General features: G+C 65.1%; 12 protein-coding genes. 2 read left to right on the top strand and 10 right to left on the bottom strand.

Annotation, left to right across the window (positions count from 1 at the left end; genetic code table 11):
* Positions 1-29 precede the first annotated feature (29 nt).
* The 10 genes from M9978_RS09210 to M9978_RS09165 all read right to left on the bottom strand — a co-directional run bounded on the left by M9978_RS09210 (position 30) and on the right by M9978_RS09165 (position 13,109).
* Positions 30-869 carry an SDR family NAD(P)-dependent oxidoreductase gene (locus tag M9978_RS09210; RefSeq protein WP_254292725.1) on the bottom strand — a complete coding sequence of 280 codons (840 nt, stop codon included), beginning with the start codon at positions 867-869 and terminating at the stop codon, positions 30-32.
* A 66-nt stretch (positions 870-935) separates the two neighbouring features.
* Positions 936-1,826, bottom strand: coding sequence for an SDR family oxidoreductase (locus M9978_RS09205; RefSeq protein ID WP_254292724.1), 891 nt, complete (start codon positions 1,824-1,826; stop codon positions 936-938).
* Between the two features lie 72 nt (positions 1,827-1,898).
* Positions 1,899-3,365: an alpha/beta hydrolase domain-containing protein gene (locus M9978_RS09200; RefSeq protein ID WP_254292723.1), complete on the bottom strand. Its 1,467-nt coding sequence runs from the start codon at positions 3,363-3,365 to the stop codon at positions 1,899-1,901.
* 114 nt (positions 3,366-3,479) lie between these two features.
* Positions 3,480-5,795, bottom strand: coding sequence for a TonB-dependent receptor (locus M9978_RS09195; protein WP_254292722.1), 2,316 nt, complete (start codon positions 5,793-5,795; stop codon positions 3,480-3,482).
* A gap of 359 nt (positions 5,796-6,154) precedes the next feature.
* Positions 6,155-7,468 (bottom strand): MFS transporter, encoded by a 1,314-nt coding sequence (locus M9978_RS09190; protein WP_254292721.1) that lies wholly within the window; start codon positions 7,466-7,468, stop codon positions 6,155-6,157.
* 5 nt (positions 7,469-7,473) lie between these two features.
* The gene (locus M9978_RS09185) at positions 7,474-8,340 is read right to left on the bottom strand and encodes an alpha/beta hydrolase (RefSeq protein WP_254292720.1); all 867 of its coding nucleotides are present in this window, start codon (positions 8,338-8,340) and stop codon (positions 7,474-7,476) included.
* 106 nt (positions 8,341-8,446) lie between these two features.
* Entirely contained in the window at positions 8,447-9,769 is a 1,323-nt protein-coding gene (locus M9978_RS09180; RefSeq protein ID WP_302053887.1) for an MFS transporter, read from the bottom strand.
* Complete coding sequence (locus tag M9978_RS09175; RefSeq protein WP_254292718.1) at positions 9,730-11,682, bottom strand: CocE/NonD family hydrolase; 1,953 nt, start codon at positions 11,680-11,682, stop codon at positions 9,730-9,732. The genes M9978_RS09180 and M9978_RS09175 overlap by 40 nt, the downstream gene beginning before the upstream one ends.
* A 222-nt stretch (positions 11,683-11,904) precedes the next feature.
* Positions 11,905-12,672 (bottom strand): SDR family NAD(P)-dependent oxidoreductase, encoded by a 768-nt coding sequence (locus tag M9978_RS09170; RefSeq protein ID WP_254292717.1) that lies wholly within the window; start codon positions 12,670-12,672, stop codon positions 11,905-11,907.
* Between the two features lie 35 nt (positions 12,673-12,707).
* The gene (locus tag M9978_RS09165; RefSeq protein WP_254292716.1) at positions 12,708-13,109 is read right to left on the bottom strand and encodes a nuclear transport factor 2 family protein; all 402 of its coding nucleotides are present in this window, start codon (positions 13,107-13,109) and stop codon (positions 12,708-12,710) included.
* Positions 13,110-13,598: 489 nt separating this feature from the next.
* Between M9978_RS09165 and M9978_RS09160 the strand changes: the two genes are divergently transcribed.
* Both M9978_RS09160 and M9978_RS09155 read left to right on the top strand, forming a co-directional pair.
* Positions 13,599-15,923 (top strand): TonB-dependent receptor, encoded by a 2,325-nt coding sequence (locus M9978_RS09160; RefSeq protein ID WP_254292715.1) that lies wholly within the window; start codon positions 13,599-13,601, stop codon positions 15,921-15,923.
* 69 nt (positions 15,924-15,992) lie between these two features.
* A complete protein-coding gene (locus M9978_RS09155) occupies positions 15,993-17,705 on the top strand; it encodes a carboxylesterase/lipase family protein (RefSeq protein ID WP_254292714.1) in 1,713 nt (570 codons plus the stop codon).
* Positions 17,706-17,731 lie beyond the last annotated feature (26 nt).

The raw sequence follows: 17,731 nt of genomic DNA, 5'->3' as shown, positions 1-17,731 counted from the left end.
GTGGCGCGAAATCCTCCAATGAGCGCCTGTCACCCGACCCTGAAGCCGAATGGTTGGGGGCCGGGTTCGGCGAGGTCGAGCGCTTCCGCAACGCCATCGACACCCGGCGAGCGACGCGGCGCCATTGCAGCATAGCGTGCCGGCAGGGTCCATGCCACGTCGGGCCCGGACGCACGGATGCATTGCCCGTTGAGGTGCGCGGAACGGTCGCTCAACAGGAACGTCGCGACCGGCGCGACATCGTCCGGCGCGCCCTGCGGCCCCGGATTGCGATTCATCCGGGTCGCAGCCTTCGGGCCGAGCGCATTCACGCGGACGCCATGCGGCTCCAGCTCCATCGCCCAGGAATAGGTCAGCGACATCAGCGCTGCCTTGGCCGCGCCATAGGCGCCCCGCCCCGCCATGCCGAATGCCGCGGTCGAGGCGACGTTGACGATCGCGCCGCGCCCCGCCGCCCGCATGTGCGGCGTCACCGCGGCGGCGCAATACATCGCACCCAGCAGGTTGACCCCGATGAGCCGCTGTGCCTCGACCGGATCTTCCTCCCAGATCGACCGGATGTAGAAGACCGCCGCATTGTTGATCAGCCCGTCGATCCTGCCGAAGTGGGTCAGGCAGAGTTCGGCCAGCGCATGCGCCTGATCGGGTTCGCCGACCGAATAATCGCAGGCGACCGCCGCCCCGCCACCGGCCCGGATCGCCGCCGCCACGTTTTCGGCTTCGGCCAGATCGACATCGTCGATAACGACGCTGGCGCCGCACGCGGCGGCGTGGCGCGCGAACGCTTCACCCAGACCGCGGCCTGCGCCGGTGACGATCACCGCGCGGCCGGCGAGGAGGCCGCGATCCGCATCGACAAAGGAAGACACTGACAATGATCTCTCTTTCCGTTTCGATCCGGTCAACCTAACCCGCGAACGTCGCCGCGACGAGCCTCAGTAATCCGGCCGCTTGCCGAAGGGCGTCAGCTGGATCTCATGGCTCCAGCACGACGGATGCTGCGCATGGAGATAGTAGAAGGCGTCGGCGATCCGGGTCGGATCGAGCAGTGGGCCGGACAGGTTGGCCGGCTGCGCGCTCTGCTTGCCCGTCGCCGCAGTCTTCGACAGCGCCCGCACGCCCGGCGCATCGATCCCGCCGTCGATGACGACGTTCGCGACATGCACCAGATGCTCGGAATATTCCTCGGTCAGCGCCTGGGCGAGCGACCGCATCATCACGCGCGGATAGTAGAAGGACGATCCGGTGTTGCGCTTGCGCCCGCGCAGACACTCCTTGTTGTTCGAAAAGAACAGCGACCCGCTGCCCCGCTTGCGCATCGCCGGGAGCACTTCCTTGGCCACGAGGAACGGCGCCTTCGCCGCGAGCTGGATCGCGGTGTCGAAGATCTCGTCGGGCATGAACTCGAGCAGCTCCTGCTCCTTGGGCAAATCGCGGCCATGGCTGTAGCCGGCATTGTAGACCACGGCCTCGGGATCGCCTGCCTCGCTGCGGATGCGCGCGAACGCCGCCGCGATCGACGCCTGCGACATCAGGTCGAGCTCGACGACCATCCCCTCGCCGCCCTGATCCGTGATCGCCTGCGCCAAGCCAGCCGCATTGGCCGCCTTGCGCGTGGTCATGACGACGAAGAAGCCTTCCTGCGCGAATTTCTGCGCGATCGCGCCACCGACGCCCCAGCGGATGCCGACGGGAACGTCGCTGACGTCCATCACCCCGCCATTGATCTGCAGCGTGTTGGGTCCATCCGACTGCCATTTCGACGTCGCGCCGATCACCACCGCAACCGGCTTGCCGCTGGCATTCGCTTTGCCGTTCGCGCTCATTCTTCCTCCGGCCGTCAATGTGAGTTGTTGAACGGCCAATGTGACCGGTCAGCGCCGGAAATCCGCCAAGGCTCAGCCGAAAATCGGCGCCCGCTCCGCCTCGCCGACATAGGCCTTCGTCTGATAAGGCAGGATCACACCAGCCGCTTCCGCCGCCTGAGCCGCCGCCCTGACCTGCTCGACATAGGCGGCGCGGTCCGGATAAAGCTTCGCAAGCACGCCGGCCGGGAACGGTTCGGTCAACCCCGACAGGCCGCCACCGCCGGGCCGATCGTCCAGCCCCTGATAGCGGGCGACCGGGACGACGAGATCGGGCAGGCGGATGCCGCCCCGGGCATTGCCGTAAACGTCCCGCTCGATCATGACTTTGCCACCCGACGCGATCACGTCGATCGGCGGCTGGGCGGGCGGCGGCGACCCGCCGCGCAGCCAGCGGTGCATGTGCAGGATGGCGGCGTCATAGCTCCACCGCCACATCACATCGCTGCAATGATGCGCGCCGACAAATGCGGGCAACCCGTCGCGCACATTCTTCTCGTCGAACAGCTTGAGCGTGCCCGTCGGCGCGTGCGAGGCCCCGGCGATTTCCCAATAGCGGAACTTGTCCGTGTCGGGCTGGCGCGCGCGATAATAGGCCAGCGTCTCGGCTTCGGAGTTCACCACCATCATCGGCGTCGCGATGTCGTCGCGCAGTTTCACCGGCGTGCGGAACCGCGCATACATGTCCGGATCGGGCGGGTTGAAGGTCCGGTCGTCATAACCGGTCGCCCCGCCCGGCGTGATCAACAGCATGAACCCGTCGAAGATCATCTCGCGCGGCTGGATCGCGTTGAAATAGCCGGCCAGACACATGCCCGACTGCGAGGCCCCGACCGCGATCAGCTTCGTCACGGGCAGCCCCCGCAACGGGTCGACCTTCGCCTTGCGGCCCGCCGGCCCCAGCAGGCGCGCGACCTGGCTGAAGATATCATAGGCACAGGAATCGCCCGGATGCGAGAGCTTGCCGTAACGCTCGGCATCCCATTGGCGAAGCCCTTGCGCCTTGCCGCGCACGAAGCCCTGCAGCCCCACCTGCTGCGCCGACACCGCGACATGCACCATGCCGTCATAGACGCTGGCCGTGTCGGTCGAGGAGATTTCATAGCCCGCCGAGACGTTGGTCCATTCGACCACCACGGTGCCGTTGAACCTGGCGCGGTCTTTGGGGCGCCGCACCAGGATACGCGTGGTGAACGGGGCGGACCCCGCGACCGGCTCGAACGTCCATTTTCCGTCCGGTGTCAGCGCACCGAGCGGCCGGTGACGACGCGCCTCGCCCGAAACGAAATACTCCTCCTCGACATAGCCGCGCTGGCCGATGTCGCCGACATAGGCGCCGAAAGGCCACCCATGCTTGCCGCCTTTGATCGGCCCCGTCACCGACAGCCGCCCCGGCGCTTTCGCCACGGCGGGCGCTGCGCCGGCGGCCGTTTTGGCCGTCACGAACGCGCCTGCCAGCATAGCGGCCCCAACCTTGAGCATGTTTCGCCGCGAACTCATCAGGCCGTCCTCCTCGAGCGTAACTGGTCATCTAGATGCAAAACACGAATCCGGCGCCGCCACAGTGCAGGACACTGCTGACGGCGCCGGTCGCTCATTTCATGCCGCTGGCGGTCAGAAGGTGAATGCCGCCCTCACGCCATAGGTTGCGGGCCGCTGATAGGCTTCATTGGCGCCGTTCGCGTTGTAGAAGTTCGCCAGCATTACGCGGGTGCTGGTGATGTTCACGCCCCACGCCGTCACGGTCAGGTTCGGCACCGCCGCCGGCGTGAACGACGCGCTCAGGCCGAGCGTGGCGTAAGGCTTCTGCGAATAGACGTTGCCGACGTCATAATAGATCCGCTCCGACGCATAACCGTTCACGGTGAACGAGAAGGTGCCCGGATCGGCTTCCTTGGTGTAGGTGGCCGACAGGTTCGCGGTCGCCTTCGGCGCGCGCGGCAATTGCTTACCCGTCGCCGACGAGGTCGGGGCCTGGATCAGGCCGGTGCCGAGCCCGTTCGGAATATTCCACGACGCGTTCGGATAGGACGAGAAGCTTGCGTCGAGCAGCGAGATGCCGCCGGTGACGCGAAGCTCGCGGCTGAGCTTGGCATCGAGCGAGACCTCGACGCCATACATCTTGGCGACCGCGGCGTTCGACAGCGTGCCCAGCGGCGTCAGCCCATTGGGCGGACAAGGCGCAACCACGCAGGTGTTGGTGAAGAACAGCACCTGAATGTCCCGCAGCCGGTTGTAGAACAACGCGACATCGAGATTGATCCAGGGCGTGATCGCCGATTTGAGGCCGACTTCATATGCCGTGATCTTCTCGGGCTTGACCGAACCCGGGAACACACAACTGCCCGGCGTGGTCACGTTCGCCGCAGCGCAGGATTCCGGCGTTCGGTTGAACGGGATCGAGCCCGAGAAATTGCCGCTCTTGAAGCCGGTGCTGTAGGTGAAATAGGCGTTGGCGTCGTCGGTGACCTTATACCGGATCGACGCGCGCTGCGTGACGCTGTTGAACGTCTTCTGCGCGAACTGATAGAAATTGCCCGTGGCGGGCGTGCCGGCAACGGTCGAACCCAGCAGCGTGCGCTCTTCGCTGCTGTAGCGGATGCCGCCGATCACGCTCAGCGCGTCGGTCAGCTCATAGGTCGCTTCGCCATAAACCGCGAACGCGCGCGTCTTGAGCTTTGAGTAAACCGAGATCTGGTTGGCGGCGGCTGGCGGGATATCTGTATCGACGACCACGGCGTTCGCACCGTTTAGATCGTCATAATAGTTGGTGCCGGCGATGAAGCTGAACCCGCCGAACTTCTTGGACGCGAAATTGAGCTCGGCGGAATAAGCCGTGTCCTCGAAGACCTGGATGTAGTTGAGCCCCCTGCGCCCGCCGGGCAAAGCGCCGGCAAAGGCCGGCGACGTGCCCTCATAGGTCGAGGTGTCCCAGCTGCCGAGCAGGCTGAAGTCACCGATCCCCGTTTCCTGACTGATCTGCAGGTTGACGCCCTTCGCCGTGACCTTTTCGGTCTGCTGAAGGTTCGACGCGACCTCATAGGGTTTGGTCGGAATGATCGAGCCGGCGATCGTCCGCGCGCGGGTATAGCCGTCGACCGGGAAGAACTGGGTCGTTTCCGCACCGCGATGCTGGCTGATCATGCCGGTCAGCAGCACGCGGGTCGCGTCCGTCGGCGTGAACAGCAACTTGCCGCGGATCACATAGTTGTGGATCTTCTCCAGCGGCACGCTCGGCACGAGATTGACGAAATAATTGTCGGCCGTTTCGCGGAAGCCGCTGACGCTGATCGCCAGCTTTTCCGGCACGATCGGCGCGCTGACATAGCCCTTGAGCGTGAACGTGTTGAAATTGCCGTAGCCGATGTTGAACTGGCCTTCGAGCGCATCCATGCTCGGATCGCGGGTGAAGACTTGGATGGCGCCGCCCGTGGCGTTGCGGCCGAACAGCGTGCCCTGCGGGCCCTTAAGTACATCGACGCGGCTGATGTCGGGCAGGTCGAAGGTGCCGGCGGTCTGGTTGGATACATAGACATTGTCGACATAGATCGCGACGTTGGGCTGCGAACCCGCCGTCGTGGTCAGCGTCGAAACGCCGCGGATCGCCGGGATGGTCGTGCTGCCGACGCGCTCCATGCGCAGCCCCGGAACGGCGTTGGTCAGCTGCAGCGTGTTGGTGACGCCGACCTTCTCCAGCGTTTCGGTCGACAGCGAGGTGATGCTGATCGGCACGTCGCGAATATTTTCCGACCGCTTCTGCGCGGTGACGACGATCTCCTCCAGCCCCTCGACCGCATCGTCGGGCTGTGCGGCGGCGGGAGACTGCACGGGACCTGCCGCGTCCTGCGCGAAACTGGCGGTGGCATGGATCAGCGCGACCGCGCTCACGCCGACCATGGCCAGACGCAATTGTCCTGAGGTGCTCTTCATGAATATCCTCCCCTCATTCTGCAATGAGACAGCAAATGTAACTTATCAATGACTTAGCTATCGATCGTTGGAAGCAGGCAGGGAACGCGCTCGACATGCCAATCCGGGATCGGATGAGCGTCCGGCGTTTCCAGCTCCTTCGCAGAGAAAGGACCGGCGAGTCCGAACGAACCCCCAGTCGCTTCGCGACGGGACGTGCAATGCTCACGGCATGGTTCGTGGCGAAGAAGGGATCGCGATCGATCCGGCCTCACGCCGCGGCAGCTGGATTGCGATGCCCTACGTGTCCGGCGCCCCCAATTTCATTCCCATCGGGCAGCGGCAGTCGCAGCGACGGATGCCCCGCCTTGCCATGACACTCAGGCCATGATCTCGGTGCGGCGCGGCTTCCACATCGTCAGCGTGACGATCAGCGAAAGCACGCACATGCCGCTGATGTACCAATAGAACAGCTGCTCATGCCCCAGCTGCTTCGACAGCAGGCCGACATATTCGGCGGTTCCGCCGAACATCGCCGAGGCCAGGCTGTGGCCCAGCCCGACACCCAGAGCGCGGATATGGACGGGGAAGAGCTCGGCTTTGAAAATGCCGGCGACCGATGTGTAGAAGCTGATGATCACGAACCCCGCGAGGACCAGCGCAAAGGCGACCCGGGGACTCTGCGCCGTGCCGAGCGCCTGCAAGAGCGGGACCGCGCACAAGGCCATCAACGCGCTGAACAGCAGCAGGCAGGTCCGCCGCCCGATCCGGTCGGACAAGGCGCCGACGGCGGGCTGCAACAGCATGAACATGATCAAGCCGCTCGTCATGATCCAGCTCACCATCTCGACATCGAAGCCGGCGCTGTTGACGAGGAATTTCTGCATATAGGTCGTGAAGGTGTAGAAGCTCAGATTGCCGGCGGCGGTGAGCGCGAACACGATGAAGAAGGGCCTGGGATACCGGGCCAGCTCGCGAAGCGTGCCAGCGCCGGCGACCGGCGCATCCGACACGACGGTTTCGTGCATCGCATGCCGCAGCAGCAATATGGTGCCCGCGAGCACGGCGCCAAGCACGAACGGAATGCGCCAGCCCCACGCCCGGATCGCATCCTCCGAAAAGAGCTGCTGAAGCAGCAGGAGCACGGCGAGCGCGCTGAGCTGGCCGCCGATCAGCGTGACGAACTGGAGCGAACCGTAGAATCCTCGACGTCGCGCAGTCGAAATCTCGCTGAGATAGGTTGCCGTCGCACCATATTGGCCGCCCGTCGAAAAGCCTTGCGCCAGCCGGCCGACGAGCAGCAGCAGCGGCGCCAGCGCCCCGATGCTGGCATAGGTCGGCAGGATGGCGATCAGCAGCGATCCCCCGCCCATCAACAGCACCGACACCACCATTGCCGTCTTGCGGCCGCTTCGGTCGGCAAGCCGCCCGAAATACCAGCCGCCCAGCGGCCGGATCAGGAACCCGGCGGCATAGATGCCGGCGACGTTCAGCAGCTGCGCCGAACGATCGCCTTCCGGGAAAAAGGCCGACGCGAAATAGAGCGCCATGAACGCATAGATGCTGAAATCATACCATTCGACGAGGTTGCCCGCAGAGCCGGCGATGATCGCCCGGACCCGTTGCGCATGACTCAATTCGGATCCGGGAGCCGCGGCGGCGTCGCTTTCGCTGATGACGGAACGGCTGTGCATGCGTCTTACGAAGCGCCAGTGGTCATGCGTTCGCGCAGGAACCTGCCGCCCGCGGTCAGCGCGGCAAGGGCCTCCGGCACGTGCGATGGCCAGAGGTGCCAGACGTGCGGCATGTCGGGCCACACCTGCATCTCGACATGCACCCCGGCGAGCGCGGCCTTGCGGGCCGCACGGGTGCTGTCGTCGAGAAACATCTCGGTCGAGCCGACCTGCAGCATCAGCGGCGGCAATCCGGTAAAATCGGCCGTCAGCGGCGACGCCAGGGAATGACTCGCGTCGCCGCCCTGAAGATAGGCGGCAGCGCACCCCAGCGCCCCCTCGGCCGTCATGATCGGATCGACCCCCGCCAGTTCGGTGAAGCTCCCGCCTTCGCAGGCCAGATCGAGCCAGGGGGAGATCCCGTATCCGGCCGCGGGCATCGGCAGCCCGGCATCGCGCGCGCTCAGCATGGTCGCGATGACCAGCCCGCCGCCCGCCGAATCCCCGGCGAACCCGATCTGCGAGGCCGGCGCGCCGCTCTCCAGCAGCGCGCGGTAGGCGGCGGTCGTATCCTCGACCGCGGCGGGAAACGGATGCTCGGGCGCGAGCCTATAGTCGACCGCGATTACCTGCGTCCCGGCAGCGGCGGCCAGGTTGGCGGTGACCGCCCGATACCCCATCGCCGAGCCGAACATATAACCGCCGCCATGGAAGAACAGCACCGCGCCCGGCGCATCGGTCGCCGCGGCAGTGACGCGCTCTGCCGGAATCCCGCCGAGCATTGCCGTCTCGAATCGCACCCCGTCGGGCAACGGCTGCCCTTCGGCGAACGTATCGAACTGTGTGCGAAGCGTGGGCAGATCAGGCGTTGGACCGCCACTCTTGCTCCGCAAATGCGCCAACAAGGCCTCAACAGCTGGTTTCGGCATTTCCACCCCGTATTTTTAAGATTCACTCACGACTTACTGACAGTCGGGCAGGCTCCACCCGCCAGTCCAATCATGACTTGGGTTCGAGATCGCGCGCCAGGCTGCGTGCGATGCCGAAGAGCAGGATCGCGAGCAGCGGCGTTGCCGCCGCCGGCACGAGCATGGCGACACGCAACGCCGGCCCCGAACCCATCTGTCCAAATGTGTCGCTGATCACGCCGATGACCACCGGCCCGACCCCGCCCCCAAGCGCCGCGAACAGGCCCATGATCGCGGCCCCCGTGGCTCTGGCGCGCGGGTCCAGCACGCTTTGATACGTGGCCATGACCGCGCCGTTGGGAAATGTGGCCATGAAGCCGCCGACCGACAGCAGAGCGACCGCCACCAGTGAGGAAGTCGAAAGTACCGTGCCCACCAGAACGGGGAGCAGGAAGATCGCCCCAACGGCGGAAATCAGGATCGGCGCCCTGACGCCGGAATCGGCAAGACGATGCGCCACCGCCGCACCCGCGACGAAGCCCAGCGCCGGCCCGATCAGCGCCAGGATCGTGTAAATGCCGACCATCGACAGGCTCAGGCCATGCACGCGTTCGAACACCGAGGGCCACCACGCGGCCATGCCGACGAAGATGACCTGCGTCAGGAACATGTAGTACATCGAACGGCGGAACGTCGTGCGAGCCCAGAGCGTCTTGAGTTGAACGAGGAACGGGGCGACGTCCGACGTCTCGTCGATAATGTCGAATTGCCCCCGGGCCGGTTCACGCAACGCCAGGCGCATGACAAGACCCACCGCAAGACCGGGTGCGCCCAGCACAAGGAATGTCATCCGCCACCCGATCGTTTCGGCCAGCATGCCGGCTGCAAACGCGCCGATCGAGGCGCCGATGATCGACCCCAGACCAAAGACCGAGAAGGCCGGCGCGCGGTAGCGCAAGGGCATGAAGTCGCAGATCATCGATTGCGAGACGGGCGGCCCCCCGCCCTCGGCGGCGGCCACGCCCATCCGGGTGACGAGCAAGTGCCAGAACTGCTGAGCGAGGCTCGTCAACATGGTCATGGCGCTCCAGACCATGAGACAAATGACCAGGATGTTGCGGCGGTTGCCGCGATCGGCCCAGCGCGCGATCGGGAATGCCGACAGCGCGTAGGTGAACGAGAATGCCGCGCCCATGAGGATGCCGAGCTGCGTGTCGAGCAGGCCCAGATCTCGCTTCATTGCCGGCGCGAGAATGATGAACGCTTGCCGGTCGATGAAACTCACGATGGTGATGAAGGTGATCGTTCCGACCGCAAGCCAGGCACCAGCGGGCGGGCGGGCGACGGGCGTTGCATGGATGTCAGATGACTTGCTCAACTGCCCTTCCCCTGTACCGCTACGGTTTCGGACCATTGGCGCGAAAAGACGGATTTGCCGTCGATATCGATCTTGCCGTCGGCTTCGACGGACGTCGCAGTGGCGCGGACGGTGACCTCCACCTTGACGACCTCGCCAGTCTGCATCTGCATCGAACCGGAATAGCGACCGTGAACGGATGCAGCGGCCGGATCACCGCGCACAACACGCGCCGTCGTCATTTGATTCATCTCGAACCGATGCTCGCGGTTAGGCGTCAATGCTGCCATGCGTCCCCCGACGGTAACCTCGACACCGTCCGCGGCCAGGTCGCGCTGGATCGTCCAGATCGGCTCCACCGACTGCACGAACGGCGGTGAAACCGCATCGTCATAGGCAGGCGCCGCGAACGCAGTGGCGACGCCCGCGTCCTGCGAGACCACTGGAAGCTCAAGCGTCAGCCCGGCGATCACTGCTTGTTGCGCTGATTTTGCGAGCGGCCACAGGCGCGGGAAATCGGAGCTGGACAGCACGATGCGCAGCCGGTGCCCGGCGGCGAGCCGGTAACCGACTGCGCCCAGGCTGATGACCTGCCTCGATCCCGGCGCGGGATCACGCAGCACCCCCTTGGCAATCAGCCTGGAACCTCCTTCGGAATCGACATCGGTCAGATGGACCACCAGCCGCTCGGGAGCTGCCTCGTCCGCCCAGCGCACCGTCAACGATGGCTTGCCGCCAATCAGCATGTCCTCCGCATGAGCCCCGGTTTCGAACACCGTTCCCAGCAGGTCATCCTCATGCTGGTCGAGCGGCGGCCTGAAGCTGTTGGTCGGCAGTTCGTACAGACCGCTGAGCGCCCCGGTGACCGGCGATGTGCGGAACGGAATGGCGATGACCCGCTCGCCCGACGCTTTCACGAGCACCCCGGCAGCGTCGGCTTCGAACCGAATACGCTCCGCAGGCGGCGGCCAGGAGTCGAATTGCCGCCAGTCGGGCGAGCCCCCGGAAAAGCAGAGCGTCACCGGCGGCGACGTCATCGCGCCATTGTCTTCGCCCCGCAGCCAGTGATCCCACCATTCGAGCGCCAGAGCGCGGAAATCGATCGCGCCGAACGGCGACATATGCGGCAACGAATGCGCCCACGGGCCGAACAGCAGCTTCTTGGGGCCGCCGATCGCCTCATAGGCCCGCACTGTCGGATCGCGGAACAGGTCGCGCAATCCCGCGACGCAGAATGCCGGAACGCTGATCTGCGCGGGATCGAGCGAAGGCGCGCGCCATGCCGGGTCGCCCGGCTGGTGACGGACGAAGTCCATCAACCACGGCTCCATCTCATCGCGTCGGCGCAGCCACCGCGCTGTCTGGGCGGGTGAGCCATAATCCTCGAACGGCGGCAGCAATTGCAGGTAGAGCATGAAGCCGCCCCACATCACCGACCCCAGACATCCGGCATTGCCCTGCGGGTGGACGAAGTCGCGCTCGACATCGACCCGCCCCTCGATGGCGAGGATCGCCTTGAGATGCGGCGGATTGCGCGCCGCGGTCCGCAGCGTCAGGCCGGCGCCGTAGGACATGCCCCACATGCCGACGTCACCGGTGCACCAGGGCTGGGCGGCGGCCCAGTCGATCGCGGCGACGCCGTCATCGGCCTCGGTTGGATCGATGGTCGCCCGCTGCGCCCCATCCGAAGCACCCGTGCCGCGAATGTCCACCAGCAGGCACGCATAGCCGCGCGCGGCAAACCACCGCATTTCAGCTTCGTTCTGGATGCCGGCGCCGGCATCCTTCACATAGGGATAGATGGTGACGAGCGCCGGTACGCGTCCGGCGCCGACCGGCCGTATGAGCGTGGCGGCGAGCGTGACGTCGGGAAGCGGTGTCGGAATACGGACGTCCCGGGTCACCTCGACCGCGAATAGCGGCTTCGGCGAGGCGGCCGACAGCGGCTCGTCGCGGCGTTGCGCGGTCACCTGCCCGCTCCGCCGCGTCGCTGCTCGCCGACGCTGAATCGCGCCGTCCGTCTGCCAGCCTTTTCGCGCATCCATCCTCCAGCGAATTCTATTTTGGCTACTGTATGGCCGTGCCTATCTGCTGACAATTCGCTGTTATTGACACATTGCGTTTCCGTGAGGTCGACAAATTGTTCTGAAATACCGCCCCGGCTTTCCAGCGCGCCGCACGGGCGGCGGCGGCTATTGAATGCTGTAGCCGCCGTCCACGACCATCTCGAGGCCGGTGACGAAGCTGGATTCGTCGGAAGCCAGGAAGAGCACGGCATCCGCGATGTCGCCTGGCTCTCCGACCCGGCCGATCGGATATTGCTCGGCGAGTTTCTGCCAAACCTCGTCGGGATAATCGGCTGCGCTGACACCGTCGATCACCATCTCCGTCCGCACATGTCCCGGATGGATCGAATTCACGCGGATGCCGAGCGGCCCGCCGTGCAGCGCGGCCGACTTGGTGATCGCACGCACGCCGCCTTTCGCCGAGGAATAGGCGGCGATGTTGGACAGGCTGAGGATTCCCAGCACCGACGAGAAGTTGATGATCGAGCCGCCAGTCCCGCCCTGCCGCATCGCCTTGAAGCCATGCTTCATGCCCAGGAACACACCGTCGAGATTGACGCGATGCTGCCACGACCATTTCTCGAACGTCTCGCTTTCGATATCCGCGATCGAAAGGACACCGGCACAATTTACCAGAATGTCGAGCTTGCCGAACGCCGCGACGGTCTCGGCGACCGCACGCTCCCAGGCCTCCTCGCTCGTGACGTCGAGGACGTGCAGCATGGCTTGGCCGCCCGGCTGGGCGATCTCGTCGCGGGCTTCCGCCAAGCGCGTCTCGTTGATATCTGCGATCATCACCTGCGCGCCTTCGGCGGCAAGCCGCTTCGCCGTCGCACGGCCGAGACCGGAGGCGGCGCCCGTCACGAGCGCCACCTTGCCACTTACCCGTCCCATCATCATCTCCTGTCGTTCAGCTTGTTTGGGGGATTTCACGCGAAGAAGGCGCGGATCTTGTCGATGTCGAGATACTCGCGGATCGTCCTGATCTTGCCGTCGTGCATCTCGAGCACCCAGCAATAGTCGTTCTCGTAAACCCCGTTGTCCTTCGACGGCACCGCGCCGGTGCAACGTGTTTCGACGACGACGGTGTCGCCGGTCGAGACGACCAGCCCGACCGCCTGCTGCGGATCACCCGGTGCGAAAATGCCGCGAAGATAGGCCAGCAGGTCGGTGAAAATGGTTTCGGCGTCATAGCCGGCGACGCCCGTGACCATCGGCCTCCATTTGATATCGGGCGCGAGCTGGGCCCGCACGACATCGAGGTCGCCATTGTTCAGGCCAGCGAAGAAATCGAGCACGACCTGCTCGTTCGGATTGCGTGCTGTGACCATTTTACCTTCCTTCAGGTCCGTCTGAAATCGCTGGCGACGTGCCGCGCTGTCGCGCGTAACTGCCAACATCGCCGCCTCTTGATATTAGGCATAAATTTCATGAAAAGTTTGATTTATCAGCAACCGCGACTGTGAGACGCCGCACCTCGACAAGCATCCTCTTCAGAACAATTGCCACATTTGTTGTATTTCCGAAGCAATCTACTCACAACATGCTGTTTGAGATACATTGTGTTTCCACCCAGTCGACAATGGGAGCGATGTGTACTTACCCCTCTCTGCCAAGTTGAGTTTTTTTCTTAGATGGACTGGAGGACTTCCCGTCCCGGGCAGTCTCATGTTCCGGAGGAGTAGCAAACGCTCGCCCGCGAAAACGGATCAGGATTGCGTCCTGATGCTTTCTTCCCGGCGGCCGTCCTGCTTCGACCTGGTGATGCGCACAAACATTTGATCTTCTAGAAGAAAATAAATGGACGAGAGGGGATGACCATGAAGAGCACTTCAGGAAAATCGCGTCTGGCGATGATTGGCGTGAGCGCGATGGCGTTAATGCACGCCTCCGCAGGCTTCGCGCAGGATACCGCAGGTGCCGCGCCGGCTGCGGCCAGCCCGGCGGCTGCCGAAGCGGATGAGGGACTGGGAGAAATCGTCGTCACCGCGCAGAAGCGCGAGGAAAACATCCGTGACGTGCCGATCAGCATCACCGCGCTGAGCGCGGACGACATCGCCAATTCGGGCGTCAGGAACATCACCGACCTGACCGCCGTGGTCCCGGGCCTGAAGATGGATCGCGTGGGCGCGGTCTTCCTGCCGGCCATTCGCGGCGTTTCGACCCTCACCACCACCGGCGGTGTCGAGCCGAACGTCGCGACCTATGTCGACAATGTCTATCTGGGCGGTGCAGCCGGCTCGGTCCAGAACCTGCCCGACATCAGCAGCATCGCGGTTCTCAAGGGACCGCAGGGGACGCTGTTCGGGCGTAACGCGACCGGCGGCGCGATCCAGATCTTCACGCGTGAGCCGGACATGCAATCGGTGAGCGGCGAGTTGAGCGCATCCTATGCCCGCTTCAATTCGGTCACGCTGAAGGGCTTCCTGACCGCGCCGATCATCGCCGACAAGCTCGCGGTGAGCGTCAGCGGCTATCGTGAGACCGCCGACAGCTATTACAACAACCTGACGCCGAACGTCCCGCTGATCGGCGTCCACAATTACACGGTGCGCGCGAAGATCCTCGCCACGCCGACCGAGACGACCCGGATCCTGATCACCGGTCTGATCAACCAGCAATCGGATCCGTCGGCGATCCAATATGCCCCGATGCTGGGGCTGACCGTCGGCAAGGGCATCCCGGGCGCGATCGTGCCGACGCGGCGTTACGACGTCGCCTCGAACCTGCCGATCCCGCTTCTTTCGCGGTCAAAGATGGCGAGCATCGAAATCTCTCAGGAAACGTCGCTGGGCGAAATCACCCTGCTCGGCGCGGTCCGCAAAAACGACAACGTCCTGAGCCGGACCACGGCGACCGCTTTCGCCTATCCGGCGCCCTTTACCGGGGTGAATTACACGATCAGCGGGCAGGATGCCGCCGAACAGGTCGAGTTCGATTTCGCATCGAGCAAGTTCGGCGGATTCTCGTTCGTGGTGGGCGGAAATTATTACCGCAACCGGTCCGGCGGCAATCCGAGCCAGATCGTCACCAGCACGCCGCAGGCCAGTTCCGCGGTGACGGCCTATGGCGGCCAGACCGCCCGCGCCTTCGCGGCGTTCGGCGAGGCGACGTTCGAGCTGACCGATTCGCTGAGCATCGTCGGCGGTCTGCGTTACAGCCATGAACGGCGCGGCGTGTTCGGTGCCTGGGCGGTCGGCGCGACCGCCGCGGACGCGGTCACGCAATATGAATATGCCAGCAAGAACTTCTCGAGCATGACCTACAAGGCGGCGGTGCGGTACGAGCTTTCGCCCGACGCCAACGTCTACTTCACTTACAGCACCGGCTTCCGCAGCGGCAACTTCAACAACTTCGATATCCCGTTCGGCCGGACCCCCGCCCAATGCGCCGCGGCGAATACGGCGACCCCCGGCAGCTGCCCGCTTCCCATCGCGGTCAATCCGGAAAAGATCAGGGCATTCGAGGTCGGCCTGAAAGCCGCGCCGACCCCGTGGCTGCGTATCAACGGGGCGCTTTATGCCTACCAGCTGTCCGACATCCAGATCCTGTCGTTCAGCAATGTCTGCGTCACGGCACCCTGCCCGCCCAACCCGACGACGCCGCTGGGCCGGCTGTCGAATGCCGCGACGACGACGATGTATGGTGCCGAAGTCGATGTCGACGCGCGGATCACGCCCGAGCTGCGCATCCAGGCCGGCGTCTCGCTGCTGGACGCGTCCTTCTCCGACTATCCCAACGCGGTCTGGAACTTGCCCGCGCCGGGCGGACTCGGCCTGATCTCGACGCCGATCATGTCGGCCAACGGCAAGCAGGCGCCGCGCGCGCCAAAGGCGACGCTCAACGTGTCGGCAACCTATACCAAGGACCTGCCGATCGGTGAGTTCTCGCTGACGGCCAATGGCTATGCGTCGGAACGAATCTATTTCGACGTCGGCAACGTGTTCTACCAGCCGGCCTATGCGACGCTCGGCCTGCGCGCGTCGCTGTCGCCGTCCAGCCTGCCGGGCCTGACCGTGTCGGTCTGGGGGACCAACCTGACCAACGAGGCGGTGATCCTGTCCACCTTCCTCAATGCCAATGGCGCACTGGCCTCCTATGCGCCGCCACGTACCTATGGCGCGACGGTCAGCTTCAAGTTCTGATCGGTAAGCTCCCCCGTCCCCGGGCAGCGAGGCGGCTGCCCGGGGACGTCTTATTCAAGGAATTGCCATATGACCGCTGGAACCGGGTCTTCGCGCCGTGCCGCCTTGCAGGGGCTGGCGCTCGGCGGACTGGCGCTCGCCGCGCCGGGCGCGCTCGCCGGCACGAGCAATCCGCCGATCGTGGAGACGACCGCCGGCAAGATCCGCGGCGCGCGCTCGCGCGGCGTTTCGGTTTTCAAGGGCATCCCCTATGGGGCCCCCACCGGCGGCGCCAACCGCTTCCTGCCGCCGCGCAAGCCGGCTCCCTGGACCGGGGTGCGCGATGCATTGGCCTATGGCCCGATGACGATGCAGCTCGCGCCGCCCGACACGCCGGAAGCGCGCGCGGAAGCCAACGATCCCGCGCGAAACTTCATCGTCGGCAACCAGCACGGCTTCCATCCGATGAGCGAGGATTGCCTCGTCCTCAACGTGTGGACCCCGTCGACCTCGGACAACCGCAAGCGGCCGGTGATGTTCTGGTGTCATGGCGGCTATTTCGCCGTCGGTCTGGGCGAGGCCGACTGGCATGATGGCGAACGCCTCGCGCGCGAGCAGGATGTCGTCGTCGTTCATTTCAACCACCGGCTGAACATCTTCGGCTTCCTCTCGCTCACCGAGATCGGCGGCCCGGCCTATGCCGGCAGCGGCAACGCCGGCATGCTGGACATCGTGCTGGCGCTGCAATGGGTGCGCGACAATATCGCGCAGTTCGGCGGCGATCCCGGCAACGTCACCATCTTCGGCCAATCCGGCGGCGGCGCGAAGGTCAGCGCGCTGATGGCGATGCCGGCCGCGCAAGGGCTGTTCCACAAGGCGATCGCACAGAGCGGCTCGATGATCCGGACGCAAACCGCGGATCGCGCCGCCGCCGCGACACGCGAGATATTCCGCTTGCTCGACCTCGCTCCGACGCAGGTCGGACGCCTGGGTGAAATACCGCCCGAAGCGATCCTGAAGGCGTTTGTGGAAGCAGGGCGTGCCGGCCATGATTTCAAGCCGGTGGTGGACGGACAAACGCTTCCGCACCAACCGTTCGATCCCGCCGCGCCATCCTTCTCCGCCAACATACCGCTGCTGGTCGGCACGACCCGCGACGAGAACCGGCTGGAGCTGTGGAGTTCCGGTTCTTTCAAAGGCAACGCCGCGGCGCTGACTCTCGACGAAGCGGGGTTGCGCCGTGAACTGGGCATGCTGCGCGTCTCGGACGAGAAGGTCGAAAAGCTGATCGCCTCCTACCGCTCGCGCCGCCCGGGCGCATCGCCGGCCGACATCTACTTCGCGATCAAGACCGACGCTTCGTTTCACGCGAACGCGATCCGCCAGGCCGACCGCAAAGCCGCGCAGAAGGCCGCACCCGTCTTCATGTATCTGTTCACCTGGGGCGAGCCCAGCGGACGCTTCCGCGCCGCGCACGTCGTCGACGTGCCGTTCGTGTTCAACAATGTCGATCGTGCGCCCGGCCTGAGCGGCCCCCGGCCGGATCCGCGCTTCTTCCGGCTCGGCAAGACGGTCAGCACCGCCTGGGCGACGTTCGCGCGCACCGGCAAGCCGGCCGCGCCGGGACTGCCCGAGTGGAAGCCGTACACGCCGCAGGCACGGCAGACGATGCTCCTGGACTATGACAGCCGGCTCGTCAGCGATCCCGCGCGCGACGACCGGCTCGCGCTGGAAGCGCTCGGACCGTATCAGCAGCCCACGCTCGGCAGTTGGATCGGGCCGGCCGCGACCAAGGCAAACTGAGGCTCGCACGCGAGCGTCGCGGCCGA

Origin of the sequence: Sphingomonas tagetis (genome assembly GCF_024211275.1) — a bacterium.
GTDB lineage: Bacteria > Pseudomonadota > Alphaproteobacteria > Sphingomonadales > Sphingomonadaceae > Sphingomonas > Sphingomonas tagetis.
Note: the sequence above shows the minus strand (reverse complement) of the source record. Positions and strands in the feature narration are given on the sequence as shown.

Bases quoted from the DNA above. Each gene is read 5' to 3' on its own strand.
- M9978_RS09205 (WP_254292724.1), bottom strand. From the start codon at position 1,826: ATGAGCGCGAACGGCAAAGCGAATGCCAGCGGCAAGCCGGTTGCGGTG.
- M9978_RS09200 (WP_254292723.1), bottom strand. From the start codon at position 3,365: ATGAGTTCGCGGCGAAACATGCTCAAGGTTGGGGCCGCTATGCTGGCA.
- M9978_RS09195 (WP_254292722.1), bottom strand. From the start codon at position 5,795: ATGAAGAGCACCTCAGGACAATTGCGTCTGGCCATGGTCGGCGTGAGC.
- M9978_RS09190 (WP_254292721.1), bottom strand. From the start codon at position 7,468: ATGCACAGCCGTTCCGTCATCAGCGAAAGCGACGCCGCCGCGGCTCCC.
- M9978_RS09180 (WP_302053887.1), bottom strand. From the start codon at position 9,769: ATGGTCCGAAACCGTAGCGGTACAGGGGAAGGGCAGTTGAGCAAGTCA.
- M9978_RS09170 (WP_254292717.1), bottom strand. From the start codon at position 12,672: ATGGGACGGGTAAGTGGCAAGGTGGCGCTCGTGACGGGCGCCGCCTCC.
- M9978_RS09165 (WP_254292716.1), bottom strand. From the start codon at position 13,109: ATGGTCACAGCACGCAATCCGAACGAGCAGGTCGTGCTCGATTTCTTC.
- M9978_RS09160 (WP_254292715.1), top strand. From the start codon at position 13,599: ATGAAGAGCACTTCAGGAAAATCGCGTCTGGCGATGATTGGCGTGAGC.
- M9978_RS09155 (WP_254292714.1), top strand. From the start codon at position 15,993: ATGACCGCTGGAACCGGGTCTTCGCGCCGTGCCGCCTTGCAGGGGCTG.